The sequence below is a fragment of the Streptohalobacillus salinus genome, assembly GCF_003201605.1.
In the GTDB taxonomy this organism is placed as follows: domain Bacteria; phylum Bacillota; class Bacilli; order Bacillales; family Amphibacillaceae; genus Streptohalobacillus; species Streptohalobacillus salinus.
Genome location: NZ_QJJR01000004.1, coordinates 167,483 through 190,238 on the forward strand (window position 1 = coordinate 167,483; position 22,756 = coordinate 190,238).

Below are 22,756 nucleotides of genomic sequence, written 5' to 3' on the forward strand. Positions count from 1 at the left end.
AATAAATGAATTAAATTAAAAAGGGCTGATTATAGATGAGACATGATAAAATCGAAACACTATCGACCGTGAAATTACAGAACAACCCGGACCTATACAAAGTAGTGGATAGCCTAAATCGAACACTTAAAGACGATGATTTAATGTTCGGTCTAGCATTAGACGAGGACGACGATGAGACGGCAGTCTTCACAATCTATCGAACTTAATTGGTTTAAGTTAGCGCTCGCTTTTTTTGCTGTTTTATTCATCGGCATGATGATTTACTTCACGACGCTATATCAAACAATTCAACATAGTAAGGTTGATACATTCGAAGCAACACGAGCAAGGGTTGAAGCAATGGATGAAGATTATACGATACAATCAATTGACCGGTATCATGGTGAAAAGTATTTGCATGTGGTAGAAGCAAGAAGTGAACAAAGTGACTTGGTATTATTTGTTGATCCTAATGATCAAGAAGCTGCGATTAGAGTAGAGAAGCGCGAGGAATGGGTTGCTGTATCTGACGTTGTAGATCTGTTTAATCAAACGTATGCCGATCAGACCATTCGTCATATTAACATCGGGCTTCGTAATAATACCCCCTTGCTTGAAATAATTTCTAGCGATAGAAATCAGCGTTTCCGTTATGATTATTATCAATTAGATGACGGTACATATGATAGTGGTATTTCTTTCAAGCAAAATTTTTAAGGAAAAGGTGATCAGATGAAGTTAGCAAATCGCGTTCAAACGTTAACACCGTCTGCCACTTTAGCGATTACAGCTAAAGCGAAGGCGCTGAAAGAAGCAGGACATGATGTGATTGGACTAGGGGCAGGTGAACCTGATTTTGATACACCTGACTATATTATCGATGCAGCAGAAAAAGCCATGCGTCAAGGGCTGACGCGTTACACACCAGCAGGTGGTATTTTACCTCTTCGTGAAGCGATCGCCGCTAAAATGTTACGCGATCATCAACTCAACTATGAAACAGATCAAATTATTGTGACCACAGGTGCAAAACACGCCTTATACACACTGTTCCAAGTCATCTTAAATAAAGGGGACGAAGTCATCGTACCTTCACCGTACTGGGTAAGTTATCCTGAACAAATAAAATTGGCAGAGGGTACACCTGTATTTGTTCGTGGTGAAGAAACAAATCAATTTAAACTAACAGCTGCACAATTAGAGTCAGCAATTACTGACAAAACCCGTGCTGTTATTATTAATTCACCAAGTAATCCAACCGGGATGATGTATTCAAAAGAAGAACTACTGGCCCTTGGTGAGGTGTGTATTAAACACAACATTATTATTGTTTCCGATGAAATATATGAAAAACTACTTTATACTGATCGTGAACATGTATCGATTGCAAGTTTATCCGAACAGCTACAAAAGCAGACTGTCGTCATCAATGGTGTGTCAAAATCACATGCGATGACTGGATGGCGGATTGGCTATGCATGTGGACGGAAAACCATTATTAAAGCCATGACAAATTTAGCTAGTCATTCGACTTCAAACCCAACGACAATCTCACAGTATGCAGCGCTAGCTGCCTACACAGAGAATGAATCGACATTAAAACAGATGGTGGCATCATTTAGTGAGCGGTTAGACTATACGTATGAATTAATTACGCAATTGCCTGGTGTTACTTGTGTAAAACCTCAAGGTGCCTTTTATTTATTTCCGAATGTAAAAGAAGCAATCACGATGACAGGGTTTGAGGACGTCGGTGCCTTTGCTACAGCCTTGCTGGAAGAAGAACAGGTCGCACTTGTTCCAGGAACGGGATTTGGTGCACCAGATAATGTGCGTCTGTCTTACGTGATTGAACCTGATCAATTGGCTGAAGCAATGCGTCGCATCGATCAGTTTATTAAACGGCACACAGAAATTTAGATCGCAACAGATAATGAAACAGAGAGAGCTGGAGGGAAGTTTTTTGAAAACAACGATTAGTAAAGTAAGTGAACATTTAAATGAAGAAGTAACGATTGGCTGCTGGTTAGCAAATAAACGCTCAAGTGGAAAAATTGCTTTTTTACAACTACGTGATGGAACCGGATTTATTCAAGGTGTCGTTGTGAAAGCAGCAGTTGACGAAGAGGTATTTCAGTTAGCAAAATCAATCACACAAGAATCCTCTGTTTATGTGACAGGGACGGTTGTGGAAGATACACGGTCACCGTTTGGTTATGAATTACAAGTTAATCAACTGGAATTGATTCATGAAGCAGTGGATTTCCCCATTACACCTAAAGAACATGGGACTGAGTTTTTAATGGATCATCGCCACTTATGGTTGCGTTCTAAACGTCAACACGCGGTGATGAAAGTACGTAATGAAATTATTCGTGCTTCATACGAATTTTTTAATAACAATGATTTTATTAAAATTGATCCACCAATCTTAACTGGTTCAGCAGCTGAAGGTACAACGGAGCTTTTTCACACACAATATTTTGACGAAGAAGCTTATCTGTCTCAAAGTGGTCAATTGTATATGGAAGCAGCTGCGATGGCGTTTGGTAAAGTGTTCTCATTTGGTCCAACCTTTAGAGCAGAGAAATCAAAAACACGTCGTCACTTAATCGAGTTTTGGATGATTGAACCAGAAATGGCATTTGTGGAACATGATGAAAGTTTAGAAATTCAGGAACAATACGTGAGTTATCTAGCAAAAGCGGTTGTGGATAACTGTCAATTGGAACTGGATACACTCGGTCGTGACGTCGAAAAACTTAAAAACATTACAGCACCATTTCCGCGTATTACCTATGATGAAGCGGTAAAGTTATTACAAGAAAAAGGCTTTGATGACATTAAGTGGGGTGAAGATTTTGGTTCACCACACGAAACAGCGATTGCCGAAATGTATGAAAAGCCTGTCTTTATCACCCATTACCCAAAAAACATTAAAGCATTCTACATGAAGCCTGACCCAACGAACGAAGATGTTGTGCTTTGTGCTGATTTAATTGCCCCAGAAGGCTATGGAGAAATCATTGGTGGCTCTCAACGAATTGATGATTTGACGTTAATGCAACAGCGTTACGATGAACATAAATTATCAGGAGACGCCTACCTATGGTATTTAGAGCTCCGTAAATACGGTTCAGTGCCTCATGCTGGGTTTGGTTTAGGGCTTGAACGGACAGTAGCTTGGTTTAGTGGTGTCGAACACGTACGTGAAACGATTCCGTTTCCGCGTTTATTAAACCGTCTTTATCCATAAGGTGTTATTACAAGTAAATCATTAAACCCTCGAATGACAATGTCGAGGGTTTTTATTTTCAATGTTACGTGTAGATGAAATGATTAGAGAAGGGATTTGATTGACGATGCCTAAATTGCGTCTTGAAACAGTGTTGCACGATCAGATGAGCGTACCGTATACGTTATTAAAAGACTATCAATCCTTTCATATCGATGAAACTGAATTGCTTGTCATCTTACAATTGATGCGTTTTAAACATGAAGGCAATCGTTTCCCGACACCTTCAGACATAGGCGTATCAACAAAGTTTGATGATCAATTAATTAGTCGGCATTTGCGTCAATTGATGCAAAAAGACTTGTTGACAATTGAAGAGGTCGATAATGGTGACGGGATTGTTGATGAGATGTATTCACTCGAACCGTTATGGAATAAAATATATACGCAATCGGAAAAAAAACCTGTCGGGCCAACAGATGATAGTGTTGCCATCTTCAAATTATTTGAACAAGAATTTGGTCGAGTACTATCACCGTTTGAAATTGAAACGATTAACATTTGGATTGATCAAGATAACTATGAAATAAAACTGATTAAACAAGCATTGCGCGAAGCAGTGTTGATGAGTAAGTTAAACTTTAAATACATCGATCGGATTCTGTCAGATTGGGCGAAAAAAGGAATTAAGACTGAAGAACAAGCAAAAGCACAAGCCAAGTCTTTTCACCGGCCACAAACAGAGAACACGCCTAGAGAAAAAAGTGATCCATCGATCTATTACAATTGGCTAGAAGAAGATGAGTGAGGTGAGTTCATGTTAACGAAGGTTCAGATTAAGCGTGTGTTAGATACACTTGAAGACATGTACCCCGAAGCTGACTGTGAGCTTGTTCATGATAATCCGTTCGAGTTGGTGATTGCAGTGTTATTATCAGCTCAGTGCACCGATCAATTAGTTAATAAAGTGACAGCAACTTTGTTTCAAAAGTATCATACGCCTGAGGATTTTCTAGCGGTACCGTTAGAAGAATTACAAGCGAATATTCGTTCAATTGGTCTTTATCGTAATAAAGCGAAAAACATTCAAAAACTTGCTCAAACTTTGTTAGACGAATTTGATGGTCAAGTACCTAAGAGCAAACAGGAATTAGAGACACTGGCGGGGGTCGGGCGTAAAACCGCAAATGTTGTTGCGTCTGTAGCCTTTGACATTCCTGCAATCGCAGTGGATACTCATGTTGAGCGTGTCAGTAAACGATTAGGTATTTGTCGCTGGAAAGACAGTCCAATTGAAGTGGAGAATACCTTGATGAAGAAAATTCCAAAAGAAGCTTGGAGTGATACCCATCACCGTCTCATATTCTTTGGTCGTTATCATTGTAAAGCGCGAAACCCGAATTGCCCGAATTGTCCATTACTCGATTTGTGTCGAGAAGGACAAAAAAGACTACGGAAAAAGGAGAGAGACGATGAATCAAACAATCATTGAAAACTGGAAGACAGCGTATCCTGCGCTTGTTAACTTATATAAAACTGAACAGTATCAAGCGACAGTTGCTCCAATGAAAGAGGCGGCAACTGATTTCGAAACCTCGCTCTATCAATTAAATGACGCAGATCCCACCACTCCGATTCATATGCTCAGGTATAAGCCAATTAATATCGAGGAACGATTAGCTTATGTTAATGAACATCCAAATCAGTATCATGCTTGTTTACAATTAAATGGTCTATTTGAGGAGCTAGAAAAATTAATCGCAAAAAAACAAATCATTGATGAGATGGCTAAGTAAAGAATTAATACATTGACGCATTGAAAATCTTGATTATCACGTGCGCTTCCTTGATAGAATGGGAGCTTAACGTAATAGCTCGGGATATTGTGGGCGGTATATTACTATGTGATTTAGGCTTCTAGTCGAGAAAATCTTCAAGCATTTTTGTTAAAGTTCTAGATGAGTCATGTTAAACTATGAGGTAGTCTTATACTACCATAGTGTGAGCCTACAAACATAGTTAGCTAAATACTTCGTGAAAACAAAAAACCACAGATGAAGGAGTGAACAACATTTAGTTATCATCGACAAAAATAAGTTAGTTGTTACTGTTGCTGATCAATTTAAGAAGGAAGGGTGAGACAGTTGCAAACGCTTAGGTAGTGACTTAAAATCATGCGCTATCTACATTTAACAGGGTTGGCATCGCAACGAACTACTTCACAGCACACCAACGCCTATTTTTGAGCTAATTGATGAAAAGGAAATGTCGTGATTTTTTAAAAAAACTTTATAAAAGGAGCAATCAAATGGACAAAAAGCGTCTTGTTATTTATCCACTATTATTTATTATCACTTTGGCTATTGCCACAAAAGGTTTTACAGCTTTAGCTTTAAACGGACTTATCTTACCAATGGGGATTACTTTTCTATACTTTACAATCATTTTTCTAATTGCTACAGCGATTAAAAACAACTCAATTGTAGATATTGGTTGGGGAATGGGATTTGTGATAGGTAGTTGGGCCACCTTATTTATTACAGATAAGCCGACCACACTTTCTTATGTTGTTGTTGGCTTTATTACATTTTGGGGTCTGCGACTAAGTATTCGTCTACTCAGACGAAACTATGGTAAACCGGAAGATTTCCGATATGCTCAGTGGCGTAAAGAATGGGGCGAACATGTCGTACTTATTGCCTTTTTCCGCGTTTTTATGGTACAAGGAATAATTAATTTTGTCGTTGGTTCAGCAGCTTATGCAATCATTAAGTATAACGAATTTGACTTCTCTGGACTCAGTCAATTCATCGTCTACATTGGATTACTAGTTGCTTTTACTGGCTTATTCTTTGAAGTTGTTGGCGATGAACAGTTGCGACAGCATATTAAAAAAGGTTCAGGTAAGTTGCTTCAATCCGGTCTTTGGTCAGTGACACGTCACCCGAATTATTTTGGAGAGATACTGATTTGGATTGGTCTTTATTTCGCCGGGTTAGCGATGCTTATTGAGGGATCGATTAATGTTTTTTATTATGGCTCACTTATCCTGTCACCATTTATTATGAGTACGGTCTTAATAAAAATATCAACACCATTGCTTGAAAAAAACATGGAAAAATATCATGGCTGGGAAGCCTATAAAAAACGTGTCCCAATGATTTTTCCTTGGGCGAAGTAACAAAAAATTTTAAAAAACGATGACCTGGATAGTTCAGGTCATCGTTTTTTAATTTGGTGAACATGTGCGATGACATTGGTTCGATTGTGATGAAACTTTGTCGAATCGGTCCCAACGCCAGTTCGTTTTCGCGATAAAACGATAAAGCCCTTCTATCAAACCGAACTTATCTACACTTTTTTTATACAAAAAGCGAGGCGCTCTAGACTAAGAGGCCACGCTTTTTAGCTTGTTATTTAGGCAGCTTCATCGACCTCATCTGGAGGATCAACAGGCTCTTCGTCATCAATTGGTGCTTCAGGTTCTTCTTCATCATCATTTGCACCATTTCCGTTCCCATTGTTTCCATTATCTTGATCGATATCTGGTTCTTCTTCATCTTCGGTCGGTTGTTCAGGTTCTTCAACTTCATCATCGTCTGGTTCTTCTTCTTCTCTTGCAGGTATTTGTAAGTCAATGGTTCTTGTTTCACTTGTGAGTGTTACATCTTCTTGACTAAAGACGGTCACATTAATTGTATAACTGGTGTCATCGACCACTTCATTGATTGTATAGTTAGTCGCTTCAGTTGTCGTTGACTGGTTGTTCCCGTCTTGTTGATAGGTGACTTCGTATTCAACATCTTGTTCGGATTCGTGTTCCCAAGTGACATCAATTGTTGCGGTTTCTTCATCATAGGTAGCTGTCAAATTCTCTACTGGATCAAGCTGCTCATACGCATCTGATACGGCAGTCGGTTCCGTTCCTGCTTTGAATAACTCCGTCACAATTTGATCATCGGGTGTAAAGTCACTCGGGCGTTCGGCAGGGTTACTGCCTTTTTCAATCGCTACACTAACAACTGAATTTGGCTGAGTGAAGTCCGAGGTTTCAATATTTTTTGATAGCTCAGTTATCATATTTTTAAAGAGCTGTCGTGAAATGGACGTATCAGGTACACTACGTGTTGCATCTTCATGATAACCTGTCCACACAGCGATGGTGTAGTTTGTCGTTAGTCCAGCGAACCAGCTATCGACATTATCATTTGTAGTTCCCGTCTTACCTGCGATAGGTAACCCACTTACTGCAGCAGATTGGCCGGTTCCATTTCTAACAACGCTTTTCATCATATCCGTCACCATATAGGCTGTTGCTTCAGACATCGCGACAATAGGTTCTGAAGCTAATGTTTCTTCACGCCCATCAGGAAAAACCACTTTGGTGACAGCATAAGGTTCATTGTAGAGCCCTTCATTTCCAAAAGCGCTATATGCGCCAGCCATTTGAAGAGAAGAGACACTCATTTGTGAGCCACCGATGGCGTCACGAATATTTAAACCATCAGCTGGAATCGGCATACCGAGTTGTTCGGCAAAATCAGTCGCATTCGAACGACCAACTTCATCAAATGTTTTCACTGCAACCACATTTGATGAATGCGTGAGGGCATCTCGTAAAGTAATCCAGCCTCGGTAACGACTGCCTGCGTTTTTAATATCTGACGAGCCTTGGGTTGGGTATGCTTGATCATCATTCATCAGGTGATAGGTCGACCAGTCCAAATATTCAACGGCAGGACCGTAAGATAACACGGGTTTGATTGCAGACCCTGGTTGACGTTTAGCTTGAATTGCCATATTAAACCCACCGGCAGTTCTGTCTCTACCACCACCAATCGCTTGAATCGCACCTGTCTTAGTATCAACGACCGATAAACCAGATTGCAATTCTTCGTCTGGATATTGGACGGGGCTTTCTTCTGATAATAAATATTCGACATAGCTTTGAGCGTTCGGGTCTAAGGTTGTATATACTTCAACGCCATCATTGTATAAATCAATGCCGAGTTTCTCATCAAGTTCAATCCGGACTTGATCGAGAAAGGCTGTATAGGCTGTGCGGGTGGCGCTCTGCAGATTAAGCATGTCTTCAATCTCAACGTTTAATGCTTCTTCTTTTTCGGTTTCAGTAATTTTTCCGTGGCGGACCATTAGCGTTAAGACAGTTTCCATCCGTTCTTTAGCAAGATCAGGATTAACGGTTGGATCGTAAGCAGATGGTCGTTGCGGAAGGCCAGCAAGGAGTGCTGCTTGAGACAAGGTTAACTCATTAAGGTCTTCGACATTAAAATAATTGCGCGCAGCTGTTTTTATTCCGTAACCACCCGAGCCGTAAAAGATTCGATTTAAATACATTTCCAAAATTGCTTCTTTTGAATAAGCAGCGTCTAATTGGATCGCTAACCATTGTTCTTGTACTTTCCGTTCCAATGTTTTATCAGGATACAAAAATGCCCCTTTGATTACTTGTTGGGTAATCGTACTTCCACCCTCTGCGCCAAAACCATCAGAGATATTGGCAAGGACTGCGCCACCAATCCGTTTCAAATCAATACCGAAGTGATCAAAATAACGAACATCTTCAGTTGCTAGAACGGCATCAATGAGAAAATCAGGCAATTCTTCATAGGTGACTTTTTCTCGTTGCTCTTCTCCAAGATCGGCGAAAAGTTCATTGTTTTGATCATAGACCTTTGTTGATGCAGGAACACTTAGCTTGTCTGGATCCAGTTCAGGAGACCGAACAATGTAAAAAATAAATAATCCAGCAACAAACAATCCAATGATTAATACTAGGGTAACTATGGTTAACATCACCTTCTTGAAACGTGAGGTATGCTTTTTATTCACTTGCTTTTTATTTGTTTGCTCAGCTTGTCTTTTTGCTGTACGTGATTGACTGTTATCAGCCATGTTTATTCCTCCATTCTAAAAAACAACTGATCGATAACAGATAAATAATTAACGATCACAGGATACCCGGTGGGCATTTCGATACCGTGTTCAACGATATCCTGATAAGGGATAGACTTTCGTCCTCCTTTATATTGACGTTCCCAGTATGCGAAAAGTTTCATCGCGGGTAAGAAGAACGTCCGATTATGTGGTTGGAAACGAATAATAACAAAACTAATGCCACCATGTGCAACAACTTCCCGCATATGCTCAATTTGATGGGCGTGAAAGTTAGTAAGGGGAAAGGCTGTTTTATTTTTTGTTTCTTTTGCCTCGAAATCGATGTAACGTCCCCGATAGACTCCGTTATAATCGGTCGTTGATGCTTGTTTAAAATACGCTTCTTTTATCACGGCAGCACTTCGTTTTGGATAATCAACCTTAACAATTTGAACAGGCGTCGGTTTCTTGTGGACCACACATTTGTTTTGTTGATGCAAGACTTGGTTGGTCACATTAATATCCTCTTCTAAGGTCATGCCGCGGTTACTAAAACTTTGTTTTTTAACTAAGTGATGTTCTTTATTCGTTGCACTATGTTTTTTACCATTTGGATAATTCATGTTTGTCCCTCCGCATACCGTTATCATATCAGAAAATGATAACTTGTGAGAACTAAAACGAAAAAAATAGAAATTAAGCCCCAGTCATTCCATGAGGAAAGATAGGCCATGGCGCACGTTTTATCTCATTAAAGCGCTCGGTTTATCATTTACTTAAAATGGCTCAATGTGGTACATTATTGATAGGTAGGTGAGTCATGATGAATAGTTTAACAGCAACACGTCAATTAAATGACGAGAAAAATAAACTCGTCGTTCTTTATAAAACAAAGCAAATTGAACCAAGTTCCGATAAACACGCCTTCTTTTATGAGGTCAAAGAACAAACCACGCCGATCTTTGCCGCGGTGGATGAATGGGAAAAGATTATTAATGAAGCAATTAAAGACCAGTCATTGAAACTGCACCCATCATTAGTAGCGCAAACAAAAGAAAATTTTGAGTTAATCATCATGCATAGCTATTATCATGATGTAGATGAGAAAAGGTACCAGGAATTGATTAAATCGATTGATTATGTTTTGGACATCATTGAACAAGAAATGGAGGCATATTAAACAGTTATGATTATGACAGTCACGGGTTATAAATCATTTGAGATGGGCATTCATCAAGACAGTGACCCACGGATCGATTACGTTAAACATGCCTTAAAACAAAAAATTGTCACGTTTATTGAACAAGGAGGCCAATGGGTGTTAACCAGTGGTCAATTGGGCGTTGAATTATGGGCGGTTGAGGTTGTCTTGGATTTACAGGTAGACTATCAGGTTCAAGTCGCGATTATTCCCCCGTTTGATCACCAGGATGCACGCTGGAACGAGGCGAATCAAGAAAAATATCAGCACTTGACGGAGATGGTCGACTATTATCAACTGTTATATCAAGGTGATTACAAAAACCCAGGCCAATTTAAAGCAAAAAACAAATTTTTTTTAGACAAGAGCGATGTTAGTTTAATATTAGTGGATGATATAAATCCTGGCAGTGTAAAATACTATCTTGACGAAGCAAAACGTTATCAAAAAGCCAATAAACAAATGCTTGAATTTATCACCCCACTCGATTTAGATGATGTCGTCAGAGAGCTAACAGAAGACTTTTAACTAGTTGATTGTTATGATTGATCAAAGAAATTGTTGAATATAGCTAGCTAAAGCCAAAAAGTTTGCTATAATGGAAACAACGTTTATTGAATGATTGAGAATAAAGATGTAATTAGACATGCTAAATAGAGGTGAAGCAATCATGGAAAAATTAACAACACAACTCACAACAAAAGAGATTTTAGACAAAGAATTTAAGACGTCTATGCGCGGCTACAATCAAGAAGAAGTCGATGCCTTTTTAGATGTCATCATTCAAGATTATGAACAATTAATGAAACAAATTACAACATTAAAGGAAGAAAATGAACGATTACGTAAAGATGAAGATCGTTCTCAACCACAGCGTCCGCGTGTGCAATCAACAAATCATCAAGTGAATTATGACATGTTAAAGCGCGTCTCTAACTTAGAAAAAGCAGTCTTCGGTAAAAAATATACAGAATAATCGTCGCTATCGATAACGAAGGTAGCTGATTTTTAGTGTAAATGATGTTACAATAAAGATTAGCGAAAAAATTAATGAATGTTTTGATGATCGCTGCAAATGTTTTATTTGTAGAGGAAAGTCCATGCTCGCACAAGCTGTGATGCTTGTAGTGTTCGTGCTTGATGAATAAATAAGTCAAGGCAGTCTCACTCGGTGAGACTGACGGCAGGGAACTGAGCTACGTCTTCGGATATGCTCACAATACCTTGAAAGTGCCACAGTGACGTAGTCAGACGGGAAACCGTTTGAGTGGAACGCGGTAAACCCCACGAGTGAGCAACCCAAATATTGGTAGGGGCATCTTTGATTAGGGAATTTGAACCGAAACAAGGGCATAATCTTTGATTGTGCAGATAGATGATTATCACTAAGGCACGAGGCTGACCACCGTTTGTAGTGCTCTAGGACAGAACATGGCTTATAAAACATTCATTGGTCACTTTATCGATCAAACAACCTTCCTTAGACATCGGTTTGAGGGAGGTTTTTTATATGTACGTAATGGTAAAAAGAAAGGGTGACGTCAATGCAACAGGTAAAATTATTAGCAACAGCTGCGATGGGACTTGAGTCCGTCGTTGCACAAGAAGTCAAAAATTTAGGTTATACCGATTTAACTGTCGAAAATGGCAAGGTTATTTTTGATGCAGATATTAGTGCAATTCCTCGCTGTAATCTCTGGTTAAGAACAGCAGACCGGGTAAAAGTGATTGTTGGGGAATTTTATGCCAAAACCTTTGATCAGTTATTTGAAGGCGCAAAAGCGCTAGATTGGGATGCTTATATTTCTGAGGACGGACAGTTTCCAGTCATCGGAAAATCAGTTAAATCAACACTTTATAGTGTGCCAGATTGTCAACGGATCGTTAAAAAAGCCGTCGCAGAGAAGTTGAAACAACGTCACGGCGTCGCGTTAAACATGCCAGAAACTGGTGCTTTACATCGGATTGAGGTCGCAATTTTAAAAGATAAAGTAACTTTGACCTTAGACACGTCGGGTAATGGTTTGCATAAGCGAGGCTATCGTGTCGGACAGGGTGAAGCACCGCTTAAAGAAACACTAGCGGCAGCGTTAGTGCAACTGACCAACTGGCGGCCTGAGTACCCACTCGTTGATTTGTTTTGCGGGTCAGGTACGATTTTAATCGAAGCTGCTTTAATCGGCCAAAACATTGCTCCAGGTTTTAACCGTGAATTTGCAAGTGAAGGTTGGAATTTTATTCCACAAAAGCTATGGGATGAGGCATTTGAAGAAGCGGAACGATTAGCGAACTATGATCAACCATTAAACATTACTGGCAGTGATTTAGATCCGAAGATGATTGAGATTGCTAAAGCAAATGCAATCGAAGCAGGGCTTGCAGATTTGATTACTTTTAAACAGATGCAAGCCGTTGATTTTTATCCGCGAGAAGATAATGGTTACTTGATTTCGAACCCACCTTACGGTGAACGACTTAACGATGAAGAAGAAGTGAAACAAATGTATCGTGATTTAGGGGTAGCCATGGCAAAAAATAGATCGTGGAGCAGTTATGTCTTGACCTCACATGAACAGTTTGAGCAATTATTTGGCAGAAAAGCAACGAAGAAACGAAAACTCTTTAATGGTTTTATTAAAGTCGATTATTACCAATTCTTTGGTAAGCGAATTCGTTAGGAGGTTAATCCATGTCAGTCGAAGCATTTAAAGCTTATATGAAAGAAATGAAGGCTTATCAAGAGGCGCTCAACTTAATCTTTTGGGACATGCGTACCAAAATCCCAAAAAAGGCGATGGAAGAACGCACGGATGTCGTTGGTGTTTTAAGTGATAAAATCTATCAAATGCAAACGTCAGATGACTTAAAAGAAATGATTGAGACCGTCCCTACCCAAACAAGTGATCCACTAATTCTAAAAGCAATCGCTGTTGCAGAAGAAGACTATCAACGTAATGTAAAGATACCGCAAGCGGAGTACCGCCAGTTTGTCGTTGTTCAAGCAAAATCAGAAGCGGCTTGGCAAGAGGCAAGAGAAGCGAATGACTTTGAGATGCTCGCCCCTTACCTAGAACAGTTGATTGCTTATAACAAGTCATTTAGTCACTACTGGGGCTATGAAGGGCATTTGTATGATGGTTTATTAAACAGTTATGAACCGGGCCTTACGACAGCAATTTTAGACCCTGTCTTTGAAACATTAAAAGACGCACTTGTGCCGCTAATAAAAGCGATTGAAGACCAAGCGGTGGATGTGGATGTTCAACAAATCTTGCATCATTTTCCTAAAGATGATCAAAAAGCATTCGCACTATCTATTTTAGATCGCATGGGCTTTGATTTTGATAAAGGTCGACTTGATGAGACGATTCATCCCTTTGCGATTGGGATTCATCCGTTTGACGTCCGCGTCACCACCCGTTATGATGAGCGTGATTTTAGAACGGCCTTGTTTGGTACCATCCATGAAGGTGGTCATGCCCTTTACGAACAAAACTTTGATGAAGCGCTCCACCACACCGTCCTTGCCGATGGTGCATCGATGGGTATTCATGAGTCACAATCGTTGTTCTGGGAAAACTTTATTGGTCGCTCGAATGATTTTTGGGATAGTCAGTTTAAGCACTTCTTAAGTCATGCCCCTGCAGCGTTTCAAACGTTGGAGAAGCAAAGCTTTTACCGGGCGGTTAACGAGGTTAAACCGAGCTTTATTCGCATTGAAGCTGATGAACTCACCTATGCAATGCATATTATTTTACGTTATGAACTTGAAAAGGAATTAATTGATGGTTCGCTAACGGTGCAGGAATTACCAAAGGCGTGGAATGATAAAATGGAGGCTTACTTAGGCATACGCCCGGATCAGGATATTGACGGCGTCTTACAAGATATTCACTGGGCAGCTGGAGATTTCGGCTACTTCCCAACTTATTTATTAGGTTATATGTATGCGGCACAAATATATAAACGCATTGAGACGGATATCCACATGCCAATGATGATTAAAATGGGGGACTATTCACCAATTCGTGAATGGTTGACTGAACATGTTCATCGTCATGGTAAGATGAAAAAGCCGTTAGAATTAATAGAAGATATGACGGGAGAAGGATTAAACCCTGATTATTTAATCCACTATTTAACGGATAAATACACTGATATTTATCAGATCAAGTAAATGTATAAAGAAATCTATTTTTAAAGGGTGCCCCAAAGTTGCAATCATTGAATGATTAAGAAAGTGATTAGGAACGTTTGTTCCTTTTTGCTTTCTTTATCTTTCTTCTTAAGGTATACTATAAAAAAGACGTGCAGAAAAGAGGGATCAGTTGGTGACGCTTGTTGATTATCTTGAAACGTTATGGGTAAAAGGATTTAAGTTACCAGATGAAGATATCCGGTTTATATATTTTGGCAAGAAATTAACCAATGCTGATGACTGGTGTGTCAGCTTCGCGATTGAAACCACCTTGCGGTTAAAACGTCAATTTGATGGTTCCTTTTACATTAGTTTACTTGAGTTATTCCATGAACATGAAATAAAAAATCGTCATGAGGCAAAACGGCTACTAACCGTTAAGAACATGACGTGATTTTTTCGGATTTTGTGTGTAGTCCTAAGCGTGCCAGTTGATCTGCACGTTTATTTTTCATGTCAGGAATCCATTTGATAAAAACATGGGCATAGCTGTCGAGGTGACGTTCAATCGCTTGATATATGGTTAAAAAACGAGGGTTTCTCGTGTACGCCTTCTCAATCGTATCGACAAGTATTTTAGAGTCGGAGCGAATTGAGAGAATCTCCCCATTAGTGTCTAATGGTAAGGCTTCAAGCGCGAACAATAAGGCATGAAACTCCGCTTCATGGTTTGTTAAGCGAGGCATGTAGCGGTAGCCTTCTAAACAGAATTGCTTATTTTTAGCAACAAAACCGAGTCCACTCGGTCCGCTTAGACCCATTGACGCACCATCAGTGTATAATTCAATCATTTATTCCACCATCTTTCCGTATAAGATGATTAATCTACCTTAATATATGTCGCAGAGATAAAACTCTGCCTAGATTAATTTTTTGAAACGTTAATGGCCTCAAGGCCACGATGGCTTTCAATGATTTGAAACGACACCATTTGTCCTTCGTCCAAGGCTTTAAAACCTTCTTCTTGAATGGCTGTATAATGAACGAACAACTCTTGGCCATCATCTGCTTCAATAAATCCATAGCCCTTGTCGCTATTGAACCACTTTACTTTTCCTGTTTGCATGTTATTCACGCTCTCTCTCTATCTGAATTATCTATTGCTTGAATTTAAGCAGGTAAACCTTTAAAATAAACCAAACTGAACTATTATTATCGCAAGAATTTAGGTGTTATTTTGAAGCGAAGTAACGGGTTGAAATCATTCTGATTAGTTGCTAAAAATGATAGCTTAAATTATTTATGACGTCAAGGAAAGCTAACAAGGGGAGAAGACAGATGAATGAACGTCTGGTACTAGAAAAGGTACGAGCATGGGTGAAAAATGAGTTTTTAACGGATGAAACAGGTCATGATTTTGCCCACATGGTTCGGGTAAGTCGGTTAAGTCGGGAGCTGGCAGAAAAAGAAGCAAGTGAGCCTTTCTTAGCTGAAATTATTGGACTGGTCCATGATGTATACGATCATAAATTAACCGAAGACCCTAGCCGAGAACAACAGCGATTGGTAGCTTTTTTAGCAGAACAAGGCTTTGATCAACAGACAATCACGCGCATGGTTGACGCGATTGATTCCGTTTCTTTTAGTAAAGGAATGTGTGCAGCAACAACGCTTGCGAAAGTTGTGCAAGATGCCGATCGCCTCGATGCGATTGGTGCAATAGGCATTATTCGAACGCTTACATACGGCCAAGCTAAAGGCCGACCAATAACCGAAACGATGCAACACTTTCATGACAAATTATTTAAAATTAAAGCCTTGTTAAATACTTCCTACGCTAAGCAACTCGCTACCACACGCGATGAAGTCATGCATGCGTTTTATGATGCATATGAACAAGAAACAAGCTTATAACTACATCACATGAGAAATATCACCCCGTTATAAGTATCACTAGGAGGAACAAGCCATGACAGTTAATGAACAACAGTACTTAGATTTATGCCAACACGTGCTCGCTAAGGGCCATCGCAAAAGTGATCGTACCGGCACCGGGACCATGTCAGTGTTTGGCTACCAAATGCGCTTTGATTTACAAGAAGGTTTCCCGCTACTAACGACCAAAAAAATCAATTTCAACTTAATTGCTTCCGAATTAATTTGGTTTTTACGCGGTGACACGAATATTCGTTATTTACTCGAAAATAATAATAACATCTGGAATGAATGGGCATTTAAACGTTGGGTCGAGAGTGCTAGTTACCGCGGACCAGACATGACTGATTTTGGCCGGCGTCAATTAGTGGATGATTCATTTAAAGCAGCCTATCAAGCGGCAATGACGCGCTTTAAAGAACAAATATTGACCGATGATCAATTTGCGGCCGAATTTGGTGACTTGGGTCCAGTTTACGGAAAACAGTGGCGGCACTGGGAAACCTCACGTGGCGAGACGATTGACCAACTGAGCGATGTGATTGCATCATTGAAAACAAGTCCAGACTCGCGGCGCCATTTAGTAACCGCCTGGAATCCGGAGGACATCCCCTCAAACATGGCCTTACCGCCTTGTCACGCTTTGTTTCAGTTTTATGTTGCTGATGGGAAGTTATCGTGTCAATTGTATCAACGCAGCGCTGATATCTTCCTTGGTGTGCCGTTTAATATTGCAAGTTATGCCTTACTTACCCACTTGATGGCAAAAGAAGTCGGTCTTGAGGTTGGTGAATTTATTCATACCCTCGGTGATGCACATATCTACAGCAACCACGAGACCCAAGTCAACGAACAATTACGTCGACAGATGTATGAGCTACCGACCTTAAAAATCAATGAACAACTCGGATCGATTTTTGATGTGGAATTGGCAGACCTTAAGATTGAGGGTTATCAATCACACCCACCCATCAAAGCACCGATTGCGGTCTAAGGAGGACACGAACATGATAGCGATGATTGCTGCCCACGGTAAAGATTTTGTGATCGGTAAAGATAATTGGATGCCGTGGTCACTTCCACTTGATTTACAGTTTTTTAAAGAGATGACCTTAAATAAAACGATTGTAATGGGACGAAAGACGTTTGAAAGTTTTAACGGTCCGTTGCCGAAGCGTGATCATATTATTGTTACCCGCAATCAAGATTACCAAGCAGAGGGGTGTCGGGTTGAACATGATGTTGATCGCCTGATTGAGGAGTTAAAGAGACGGGATGATGAAGTCATGATTATCGGTGGTGGAGAAATATATCAACGATTCTTACCGGCAGCCGATCGCCTGTATATTACCTACATTGATCATGCCTTTAACGGGGACACCTATTTCCCCGATTACCGTCACGCGTCGTTTACTGAAACGGCCCGTGAGAAAGGGCTGAAGAATGCTGCCAATCCATATGATTACTATTTCATTCAATACGACCGAAATGAGGAAACTAACTGATGGTACAAGCTTTCTATCCATATATGATGCGTTACAGAGGTTTAAAGCAAAAGTCCGATGAACGCGAACTGGCCGACTGGATGTTTCAAGACCATGACTTTCCAAAGACATCTTCAGATTACGACGAGATTAGTCGTTATTTAGAATGGAACATTCCGTTTAACCGAGCGATTGTTACCTTTGACGAGTTATGGTCAGATTATTTAGAACAACGCGAAAAATAGCAAGACAAAGAGCTTAAACCAACTGTTTGGGCTCTTTTTCAATCGAAAAATGAGGTGTAGTGATGAAAATTTTACATACCGCAGATTGGCACTTAGGTAAAATTGTTAATGCCGTGCATATGACGGCTGACCAACGCGAGCAACTAAACCAATTATTTACCATGATTGAAACAGAACAGCCGGATCTATTAATTATTCCAGGTGATATTTATGACCGATCGATTCCGCCAAAAGAAGCTGTCGATTTACTTGACCAAACCCTGACCAGGCTTGTTAAAGATTTTCAATTGCCAGTCTTAATCACCTCAGGCAATCATGACAGCCCAGACCGGTTACAGTTCGGTCATCAATTATTTAAAGAAAATCAATTGTATATCGAAACAAAGTTAAAAAAAGACGTCGAAGCGCTAACTTTTTACGATCAATACGGACCTGTGACCTTCCATTTGATTCCTTACTTTGAACCGGAAGAAGTGAACCAATGGTTTCTTGATGAGCGGATCGTCACCCACCAGCAAGCAACTGAAAAAGTGATTGAACAAATTGAATCAAGCATCGATGATAATGAGCGGCACGTCGTCCTGGCGCATACGTTTATGGCAGGTGGGATGGAGTCAGATTCAGAAGATCGGTTATCGATGGTGGGTGGTTCACCTTATGTTGATGCTGACTTATTCAAAGCTTTTGATTATGTGGCGCTTGGGCATTTGCACCAACCACAGAAGGTGAAACATGACCATATTCAGTATAGTGGCTCATTAATGAAGTATTCCTTTTCTGAAGCAAATCATAAAAAGTCAGCGGTGCTTGTTGAACTACTGGAAAAAGGCAAGGTGTCGATACGTCGGCTACCATTTAGCCCACGCCGGGATTTACGTATCATTGAAGGTCTCTTTGAAGAATTGATGGCTGAAGAACCGGCATCCGACGACTATCTATTGGTCCGCTTGTTTGATGACGCTGAAGTATTGGATGTGATGAGTGAGCTAAGAAAGAAGTTCCCCAATGTCCTAAGACTTGAACAGATAAGACCGAAAAGTGATCGGCAGCTTGATCAATTGGCCGATATGCGCGCAAAACAAACGTTATCGAAGCGCGCCTTATTTTCGCGCTTTTATCAAGATATGATCGGCGAACCATTGACAGAAGAGCGACAAGCCATTATCGACCAAGCCATTCAAGCACTCGCTGATAAAGAAAGGGGCGAATAAGATGCGCGTTTTATCGTTAACCATGCAGGCATTTGGTCCATACAAAGACAAACAGACGCTAGACTTTCAGTTGCTTGGTCAAGAATCGATATTCTTGATTACGGGACCAACGGGCGGGGGAAAGACAACGATTTTTGATGCGATTACTTATGGTTTATATGGACGCGCCAGTGGTGAAGACCGTGATCATGACACGCTGCGCTCAGACTTTAGTGGCGTCGATACAAAAACCTATGTTTCCTTTACCTTTCGCTTAAAGAATCAGCGTTATACAGTGACCAGGAGTCCGAAGCAATGGTTGCCGAAGACACGGGGAGAAGGTTTAAAAGAAGAACCGACCCAAGCGACATTGTTGACCTATGACGAAAACGGCGAAGAGGTCTTATTGGAGTCTAAGATTAAAGATGTCAATGAAAAAATCGAAACATTGATTGGCTTAGACTACCATCAGTTTTTAAAAATGATTATGATTCCGCAAGGTGAGTTTCGCCGGTTAATCAGTGAGAATAGTTCTGAACGCGAAGCCATCTTACAAAAGATCTTTAAAACGTATATGTACCGTGATTTGCAGGAATGGTTAAAAAATGAAACGAAACAACAAAAAGAGCGGCTTGACCAGTTTAAGCATGAGCTTGCTTATCTGTTTAAAGCGGCTGGATTTTCTGAGGAGATGATTACCGCGTCGACCGATCAAGCCTTGCAAACGGAACTCGTAGCACAAATCGACACGAAACAGAAACGAGTGAAGCAGCTCGATGATGAAATCGCTGTCGAGAAGCAGAGCATTGCCAAGGCGGAAGGTCGTTTATCGGAAGCAGAACAACGGCATCAACTATTTGAAGAACTAGACGCCCATAAAGAAAAAGAAGCCCATCTCTTGGAGATGAAAACTAGTCAAGAAGAAAAGAAGCGGCAATTAATACGAGCGAAACAAGCACGTGAACTAGTTCCTTATGAACAACAGGTAACGATACGACACAACGAGGTTAAGGACCAAAGCGACGCAGTGACTTTGATTGAGCAAGACGTCAAACAATTAAAGCAACATCTAACAGAAAAACGCACACACTTAAAAACATTGGAAGCTAAAACAGAAGAAAAACAAACAGAACGCGAGCAATTAAAGCGTGAAGAAGAGCAATTAACGGAGTGGGAAACCGTTGAAGCGTTAAAAGAAACGTTACGAACTGAACAGCAGCGCTTAAAAACGTTAGAAACGGCAATCAATGAAACGAAAAAGGAAGAAGACAAAGCCCGTAAAAAACAAACCGCAATTGATCAGGCGCGAAGCGCGCTCGATCCGGTTAATGAGCAATTATATACCTTGAACGGGGAAATGAATCAACAGAATGAGCGCATGAAGTCGTTGGAGCAAGCAGCATCAGCCTACCAATTACTCGAGCAATTAATCGCTGAGTATAAACGACTAAAACTCACGTACAATCAATTAGAAGTGGCGGTGAAAGCAGCGACTGAAAAAGAAGCGAAAGCCCTCCGATTGTGGCATGAGAATCAAGCGTACCATCTAGCGACAGCACTGCAAGCGGATGAGCCATGCCCTGTTTGTGGGTCAACATCACATCCCGCCTTAGCAACAGCGGCCGAAGCGTCGGTCTCAGATGAAGCTTTAGCAAAGCTGACCGAAGAAAAAGAGCAAGCGATTGAACAATTGAAAGCACAAGAAGGGTTACTTTTAGATAAAAAAGCAGCCGGTGAGGCCAAACGACAGCTTGTGAATCATTACTTTGAGATGCTTCAATTACCTGAAGATACAACACACGTTGATTTAACCACAGCCATTTCAACAACAAAAGCAACCCATGACGAGTTAACGAAGAAATATCAGGAAAAACAAGCGAAAAAACAAGCGCTTAACGCTGAAATTAATCAACAAGACAGCCTCAAAAACGAATTGGATCGGGTTACGAAAGTCCAACAACAGCAGGCAGAACAGCGGCAAACTGCGATGAGTAAGTGCGATCGCTTAAGTGCGGTGATTGAAGAAAAAGAATCAAAGTTACCAAAGACGTCTCTTAGCTTTACAGCATTTAAGCAGACACTTGTTGAAAAAGAAGCAGCATTGACACATTTCTTTGAACAACTTACTCAAGCTGAGAAAGCTGTACAAACATTAAATGAGCGCTACAGTAATAGCGAAACAAAATTAACGGCTGCAGAGGAATTTCTTCGGACACTTTCACTTAAATACAAGGAAGCAGAGGCCGCTTTTAAGAGAGAACAACAGCGGTTAAATTTTCAGCACCATAATGACTATGTCTTAGCGAAGTTAACAGACGAAGAAATTGAAGCGATTCAAACGGAGATTGATGACTATGAGCAAACATTCAATCAAGTAAAAGCTAGGCTCAAACAGCTAGAAGAAAAGCTGCACGAACAAGTCCGCCCTGACCTTGAGGCCAAACGTAATGCACTAAAACAGCAACGTGACCAGCATCAAGCGCTCCGGGATCAGCATGTAACGCTTCAATCAGAGACCAAGCATCTTTTAAAGCTACACCAAGAGATTACCGATTTATTAAAAGAACGCGCGCTTGAACTTAAGACCTATCAAGATTATGAACATCTAAGCAGTCTTAGTCGAGGGGATAATCATTTAAAACTATCATTTGAACGCTATGTATTGTCAGCCTTTCTTGACGAGATAATTATTAAGGCAAACAGTCGCCTCAATGATTTGACCGATCATCGCTACCAACTAAAGCGGAGTGCAGATGTTGCTAAACGCGGGGCGCAAAGTGGACTTGATTTAGAAGTGATTGATTTCCATACCTCAAAAGTTCGCTCAGTAAAGACCCTGTCTGGGGGCGAGGGCTTTAAAGCATCACTTAGTTTAGCACTAGGAATGGCCGATGTCGTCCAAGAACACGCTGGTGGCATACAGCTTGATACGCTGTTTATTGATGAAGGGTTTGGTACACTTGATGAGGTGTCGCTTGATCAAGCCATCAACACGTTAAAAGGGTTGCAACAAAACGACCGAATTTTAGGGATTATTTCACATGTTCCTCAGCTAAAAGAAGAAATATATGCTAAACTAGTGATAGAAACATCACCGCAAGGCTCACATGCAGCTTTTCGTGTTTAAATGGATTACAAATGAAATGAGGGATGACTGATGTCAATGCCATTAACGTTAGAATGGGCATTAATTACCGAAGGAAAAGAAAAACGAGTGGGCGATTCAGACAATCGTTTTGTTTTAACATTGGATGGTTATCGCCTACACCCAATCAATGATCGGATTGAAATTAGACGCCATCAAACGTCTGATCAAATTGGTTTTGGAGAAATTAAAGAATTAACCTGGCGTGATGGTGAGACGATTATTATTTATCAATTGTTGTCACTTTATAGTGTGAATTAGTATTAAGTTAGTCGTTGTTAAACCTATATCTCAACGTTTATA

At 40.4% G+C, this 22,756-nt stretch carries 25 protein-coding genes and 1 other RNA gene; 22 read left to right on the top strand and 4 right to left on the bottom strand.

The window, feature by feature from the left end:
- The first annotated feature begins 35 nt into the window (after nucleotides 1–35).
- The 8 genes from DES38_RS05230 to DES38_RS05265 all read left to right on the top strand — a co-directional run bounded on the left by DES38_RS05230 (nucleotide 36) and on the right by DES38_RS05265 (nucleotide 6,398).
- On the top strand, nucleotides 36–209 hold the full coding sequence (locus DES38_RS05230) for a YpmA family protein (protein ID WP_110251044.1): 174 nt from the start codon (nucleotides 36–38) through the stop codon (nucleotides 207–209).
- Nucleotides 175–699 carry a hypothetical protein gene (locus tag DES38_RS05235; protein WP_110251045.1) on the top strand — a complete coding sequence of 175 codons (525 nt, stop codon included), beginning with the start codon at nucleotides 175–177 and terminating at the stop codon, nucleotides 697–699. Before DES38_RS05230 ends, DES38_RS05235 begins: the two co-directional genes overlap by 35 nt.
- 15 nt (nucleotides 700–714) lie before the next feature.
- Entirely contained in the window at nucleotides 715–1,902 is a 1,188-nt protein-coding gene (locus DES38_RS05240; protein WP_110251046.1) for a pyridoxal phosphate-dependent aminotransferase, read from the top strand.
- Nucleotides 1,903–1,945: 43 nt separating this feature from the next.
- The gene (asnS, locus tag DES38_RS05245) at nucleotides 1,946–3,238 is read left to right on the top strand and encodes an asparagine--tRNA ligase (protein ID WP_110251047.1); all 1,293 of its coding nucleotides are present in this window, start codon (nucleotides 1,946–1,948) and stop codon (nucleotides 3,236–3,238) included.
- A 106-nt stretch (nucleotides 3,239–3,344) separates the two neighbouring features.
- Entirely contained in the window at nucleotides 3,345–4,025 is a 681-nt protein-coding gene (locus tag DES38_RS05250; RefSeq protein ID WP_110251160.1) for a DnaD domain-containing protein, read from the top strand.
- A 9-nt stretch (nucleotides 4,026–4,034) separates the two neighbouring features.
- Entirely contained in the window at nucleotides 4,035–4,709 is a 675-nt protein-coding gene (nth, locus tag DES38_RS05255) for an endonuclease III (RefSeq protein ID WP_110251048.1), read from the top strand.
- A complete protein-coding gene (locus DES38_RS05260) occupies nucleotides 4,690–5,013 on the top strand; it encodes a YpoC family protein (protein ID WP_110251049.1) in 324 nt (107 codons plus the stop codon). Before nth ends, DES38_RS05260 begins: the two co-directional genes overlap by 20 nt.
- A 512-nt stretch (nucleotides 5,014–5,525) precedes the next feature.
- Nucleotides 5,526–6,398, top strand: coding sequence for a DUF1295 domain-containing protein (locus DES38_RS05265; protein WP_170114341.1), 873 nt, complete (start codon nucleotides 5,526–5,528; stop codon nucleotides 6,396–6,398).
- 236 nt (nucleotides 6,399–6,634) lie between these two features.
- Here DES38_RS05265 and DES38_RS05270 read toward each other — a convergent pair whose 3' ends face one another.
- A complete protein-coding gene (locus tag DES38_RS05270) occupies nucleotides 6,635–9,133 on the bottom strand; it encodes a PBP1A family penicillin-binding protein (protein ID WP_110251051.1) in 2,499 nt (832 codons plus the stop codon).
- A gap of 2 nt (nucleotides 9,134–9,135) precedes the next feature.
- Nucleotides 9,136–9,738, bottom strand: coding sequence for a Holliday junction resolvase RecU (gene recU, locus DES38_RS05275; RefSeq protein WP_110251052.1), 603 nt, complete (start codon nucleotides 9,736–9,738; stop codon nucleotides 9,136–9,138).
- Nucleotides 9,739–9,935: 197 nt separating this feature from the next.
- Here recU and DES38_RS05280 point away from each other — a divergent pair, with 197 nt between their 5' ends.
- The 7 genes from DES38_RS05280 (at nucleotide 9,936) to DES38_RS05310 (ending at nucleotide 14,908) form a co-directional block, all read left to right on the top strand.
- Nucleotides 9,936–10,295 (top strand): DUF1798 family protein, encoded by a 360-nt coding sequence (locus tag DES38_RS05280; protein ID WP_110251053.1) that lies wholly within the window; start codon nucleotides 9,936–9,938, stop codon nucleotides 10,293–10,295.
- A 6-nt stretch (nucleotides 10,296–10,301) separates the two neighbouring features.
- Nucleotides 10,302–10,844 carry an SLOG family protein gene (locus DES38_RS05285; protein WP_110251054.1) on the top strand — a complete coding sequence of 181 codons (543 nt, stop codon included), beginning with the start codon at nucleotides 10,302–10,304 and terminating at the stop codon, nucleotides 10,842–10,844.
- 142 nt (nucleotides 10,845–10,986) lie between these two features.
- On the top strand, nucleotides 10,987–11,292 hold the full coding sequence (gpsB, locus tag DES38_RS05290) for a cell division regulator GpsB (RefSeq protein WP_110251055.1): 306 nt from the start codon (nucleotides 10,987–10,989) through the stop codon (nucleotides 11,290–11,292).
- Nucleotides 11,293–11,370: 78 nt separating this feature from the next.
- Nucleotides 11,371–11,760: RNase P RNA component class B (gene rnpB / locus DES38_RS05295), an RNA gene on the top strand.
- A gap of 100 nt (nucleotides 11,761–11,860) precedes the next feature.
- Nucleotides 11,861–12,994 (top strand): THUMP domain-containing class I SAM-dependent RNA methyltransferase, encoded by a 1,134-nt coding sequence (locus tag DES38_RS05300; protein WP_110251056.1) that lies wholly within the window; start codon nucleotides 11,861–11,863, stop codon nucleotides 12,992–12,994.
- 11 nt (nucleotides 12,995–13,005) lie between these two features.
- Complete coding sequence (locus DES38_RS05305) at nucleotides 13,006–14,493, top strand: carboxypeptidase M32 (protein WP_110251057.1); 1,488 nt, start codon at nucleotides 13,006–13,008, stop codon at nucleotides 14,491–14,493.
- Nucleotides 14,494–14,647: 154 nt separating this feature from the next.
- Nucleotides 14,648–14,908, top strand: coding sequence for a DUF6123 family protein (locus tag DES38_RS05310; protein WP_110251058.1), 261 nt, complete (start codon nucleotides 14,648–14,650; stop codon nucleotides 14,906–14,908).
- Here the strand turns inward: DES38_RS05310 and DES38_RS05315 are convergent.
- Together DES38_RS05315 and DES38_RS05320 are read right to left on the bottom strand one after the other, a co-directional pair.
- A complete protein-coding gene (locus tag DES38_RS05315) occupies nucleotides 14,892–15,305 on the bottom strand; it encodes a ribonuclease HI family protein (protein WP_110251059.1) in 414 nt (137 codons plus the stop codon). The genes DES38_RS05310 and DES38_RS05315 overlap by 17 nt on opposite strands.
- Before the next feature lie 74 nt (nucleotides 15,306–15,379).
- Nucleotides 15,380–15,580: a cold-shock protein gene (locus tag DES38_RS05320; protein ID WP_110251060.1), complete on the bottom strand. Its 201-nt coding sequence runs from the start codon at nucleotides 15,578–15,580 to the stop codon at nucleotides 15,380–15,382.
- Nucleotides 15,581–15,792: 212 nt separating this feature from the next.
- Here DES38_RS05320 and DES38_RS05325 point away from each other — a divergent pair, with 212 nt between their 5' ends.
- The 7 genes from DES38_RS05325 to DES38_RS05355 all read left to right on the top strand — a co-directional run bounded on the left by DES38_RS05325 (nucleotide 15,793) and on the right by DES38_RS05355 (nucleotide 22,714).
- On the top strand, nucleotides 15,793–16,368 hold the full coding sequence (locus DES38_RS05325; protein WP_170114342.1) for an HD domain-containing protein: 576 nt from the start codon (nucleotides 15,793–15,795) through the stop codon (nucleotides 16,366–16,368).
- Between the two features lie 55 nt (nucleotides 16,369–16,423).
- Complete coding sequence (locus DES38_RS05330) at nucleotides 16,424–17,383, top strand: thymidylate synthase (RefSeq protein WP_110251062.1); 960 nt, start codon at nucleotides 16,424–16,426, stop codon at nucleotides 17,381–17,383.
- Between the two features lie 13 nt (nucleotides 17,384–17,396).
- Nucleotides 17,397–17,894, top strand: coding sequence for a dihydrofolate reductase (locus DES38_RS05335; protein ID WP_110251063.1), 498 nt, complete (start codon nucleotides 17,397–17,399; stop codon nucleotides 17,892–17,894).
- Nucleotides 17,894–18,118 carry a YozE family protein gene (locus DES38_RS05340; RefSeq protein ID WP_110251064.1) on the top strand — a complete coding sequence of 75 codons (225 nt, stop codon included), beginning with the start codon at nucleotides 17,894–17,896 and terminating at the stop codon, nucleotides 18,116–18,118. The genes DES38_RS05335 and DES38_RS05340 overlap by 1 nt, the downstream gene beginning before the upstream one ends.
- 62 nt (nucleotides 18,119–18,180) lie before the next feature.
- Nucleotides 18,181–19,329, top strand: coding sequence for an exonuclease SbcCD subunit D (locus DES38_RS05345; RefSeq protein WP_110251065.1), 1,149 nt, complete (start codon nucleotides 18,181–18,183; stop codon nucleotides 19,327–19,329).
- 1 nt (nucleotide 19,330) lies between these two features.
- Nucleotides 19,331–22,435 carry an AAA family ATPase gene (locus DES38_RS05350; protein ID WP_110251066.1) on the top strand — a complete coding sequence of 1,035 codons (3,105 nt, stop codon included), beginning with the start codon at nucleotides 19,331–19,333 and terminating at the stop codon, nucleotides 22,433–22,435.
- Nucleotides 22,436–22,465: 30 nt separating this feature from the next.
- Nucleotides 22,466–22,714 carry a DUF2584 family protein gene (locus tag DES38_RS05355; protein ID WP_110251067.1) on the top strand — a complete coding sequence of 83 codons (249 nt, stop codon included), beginning with the start codon at nucleotides 22,466–22,468 and terminating at the stop codon, nucleotides 22,712–22,714.
- Nucleotides 22,715–22,756: the final 42 nt, after the last annotated feature.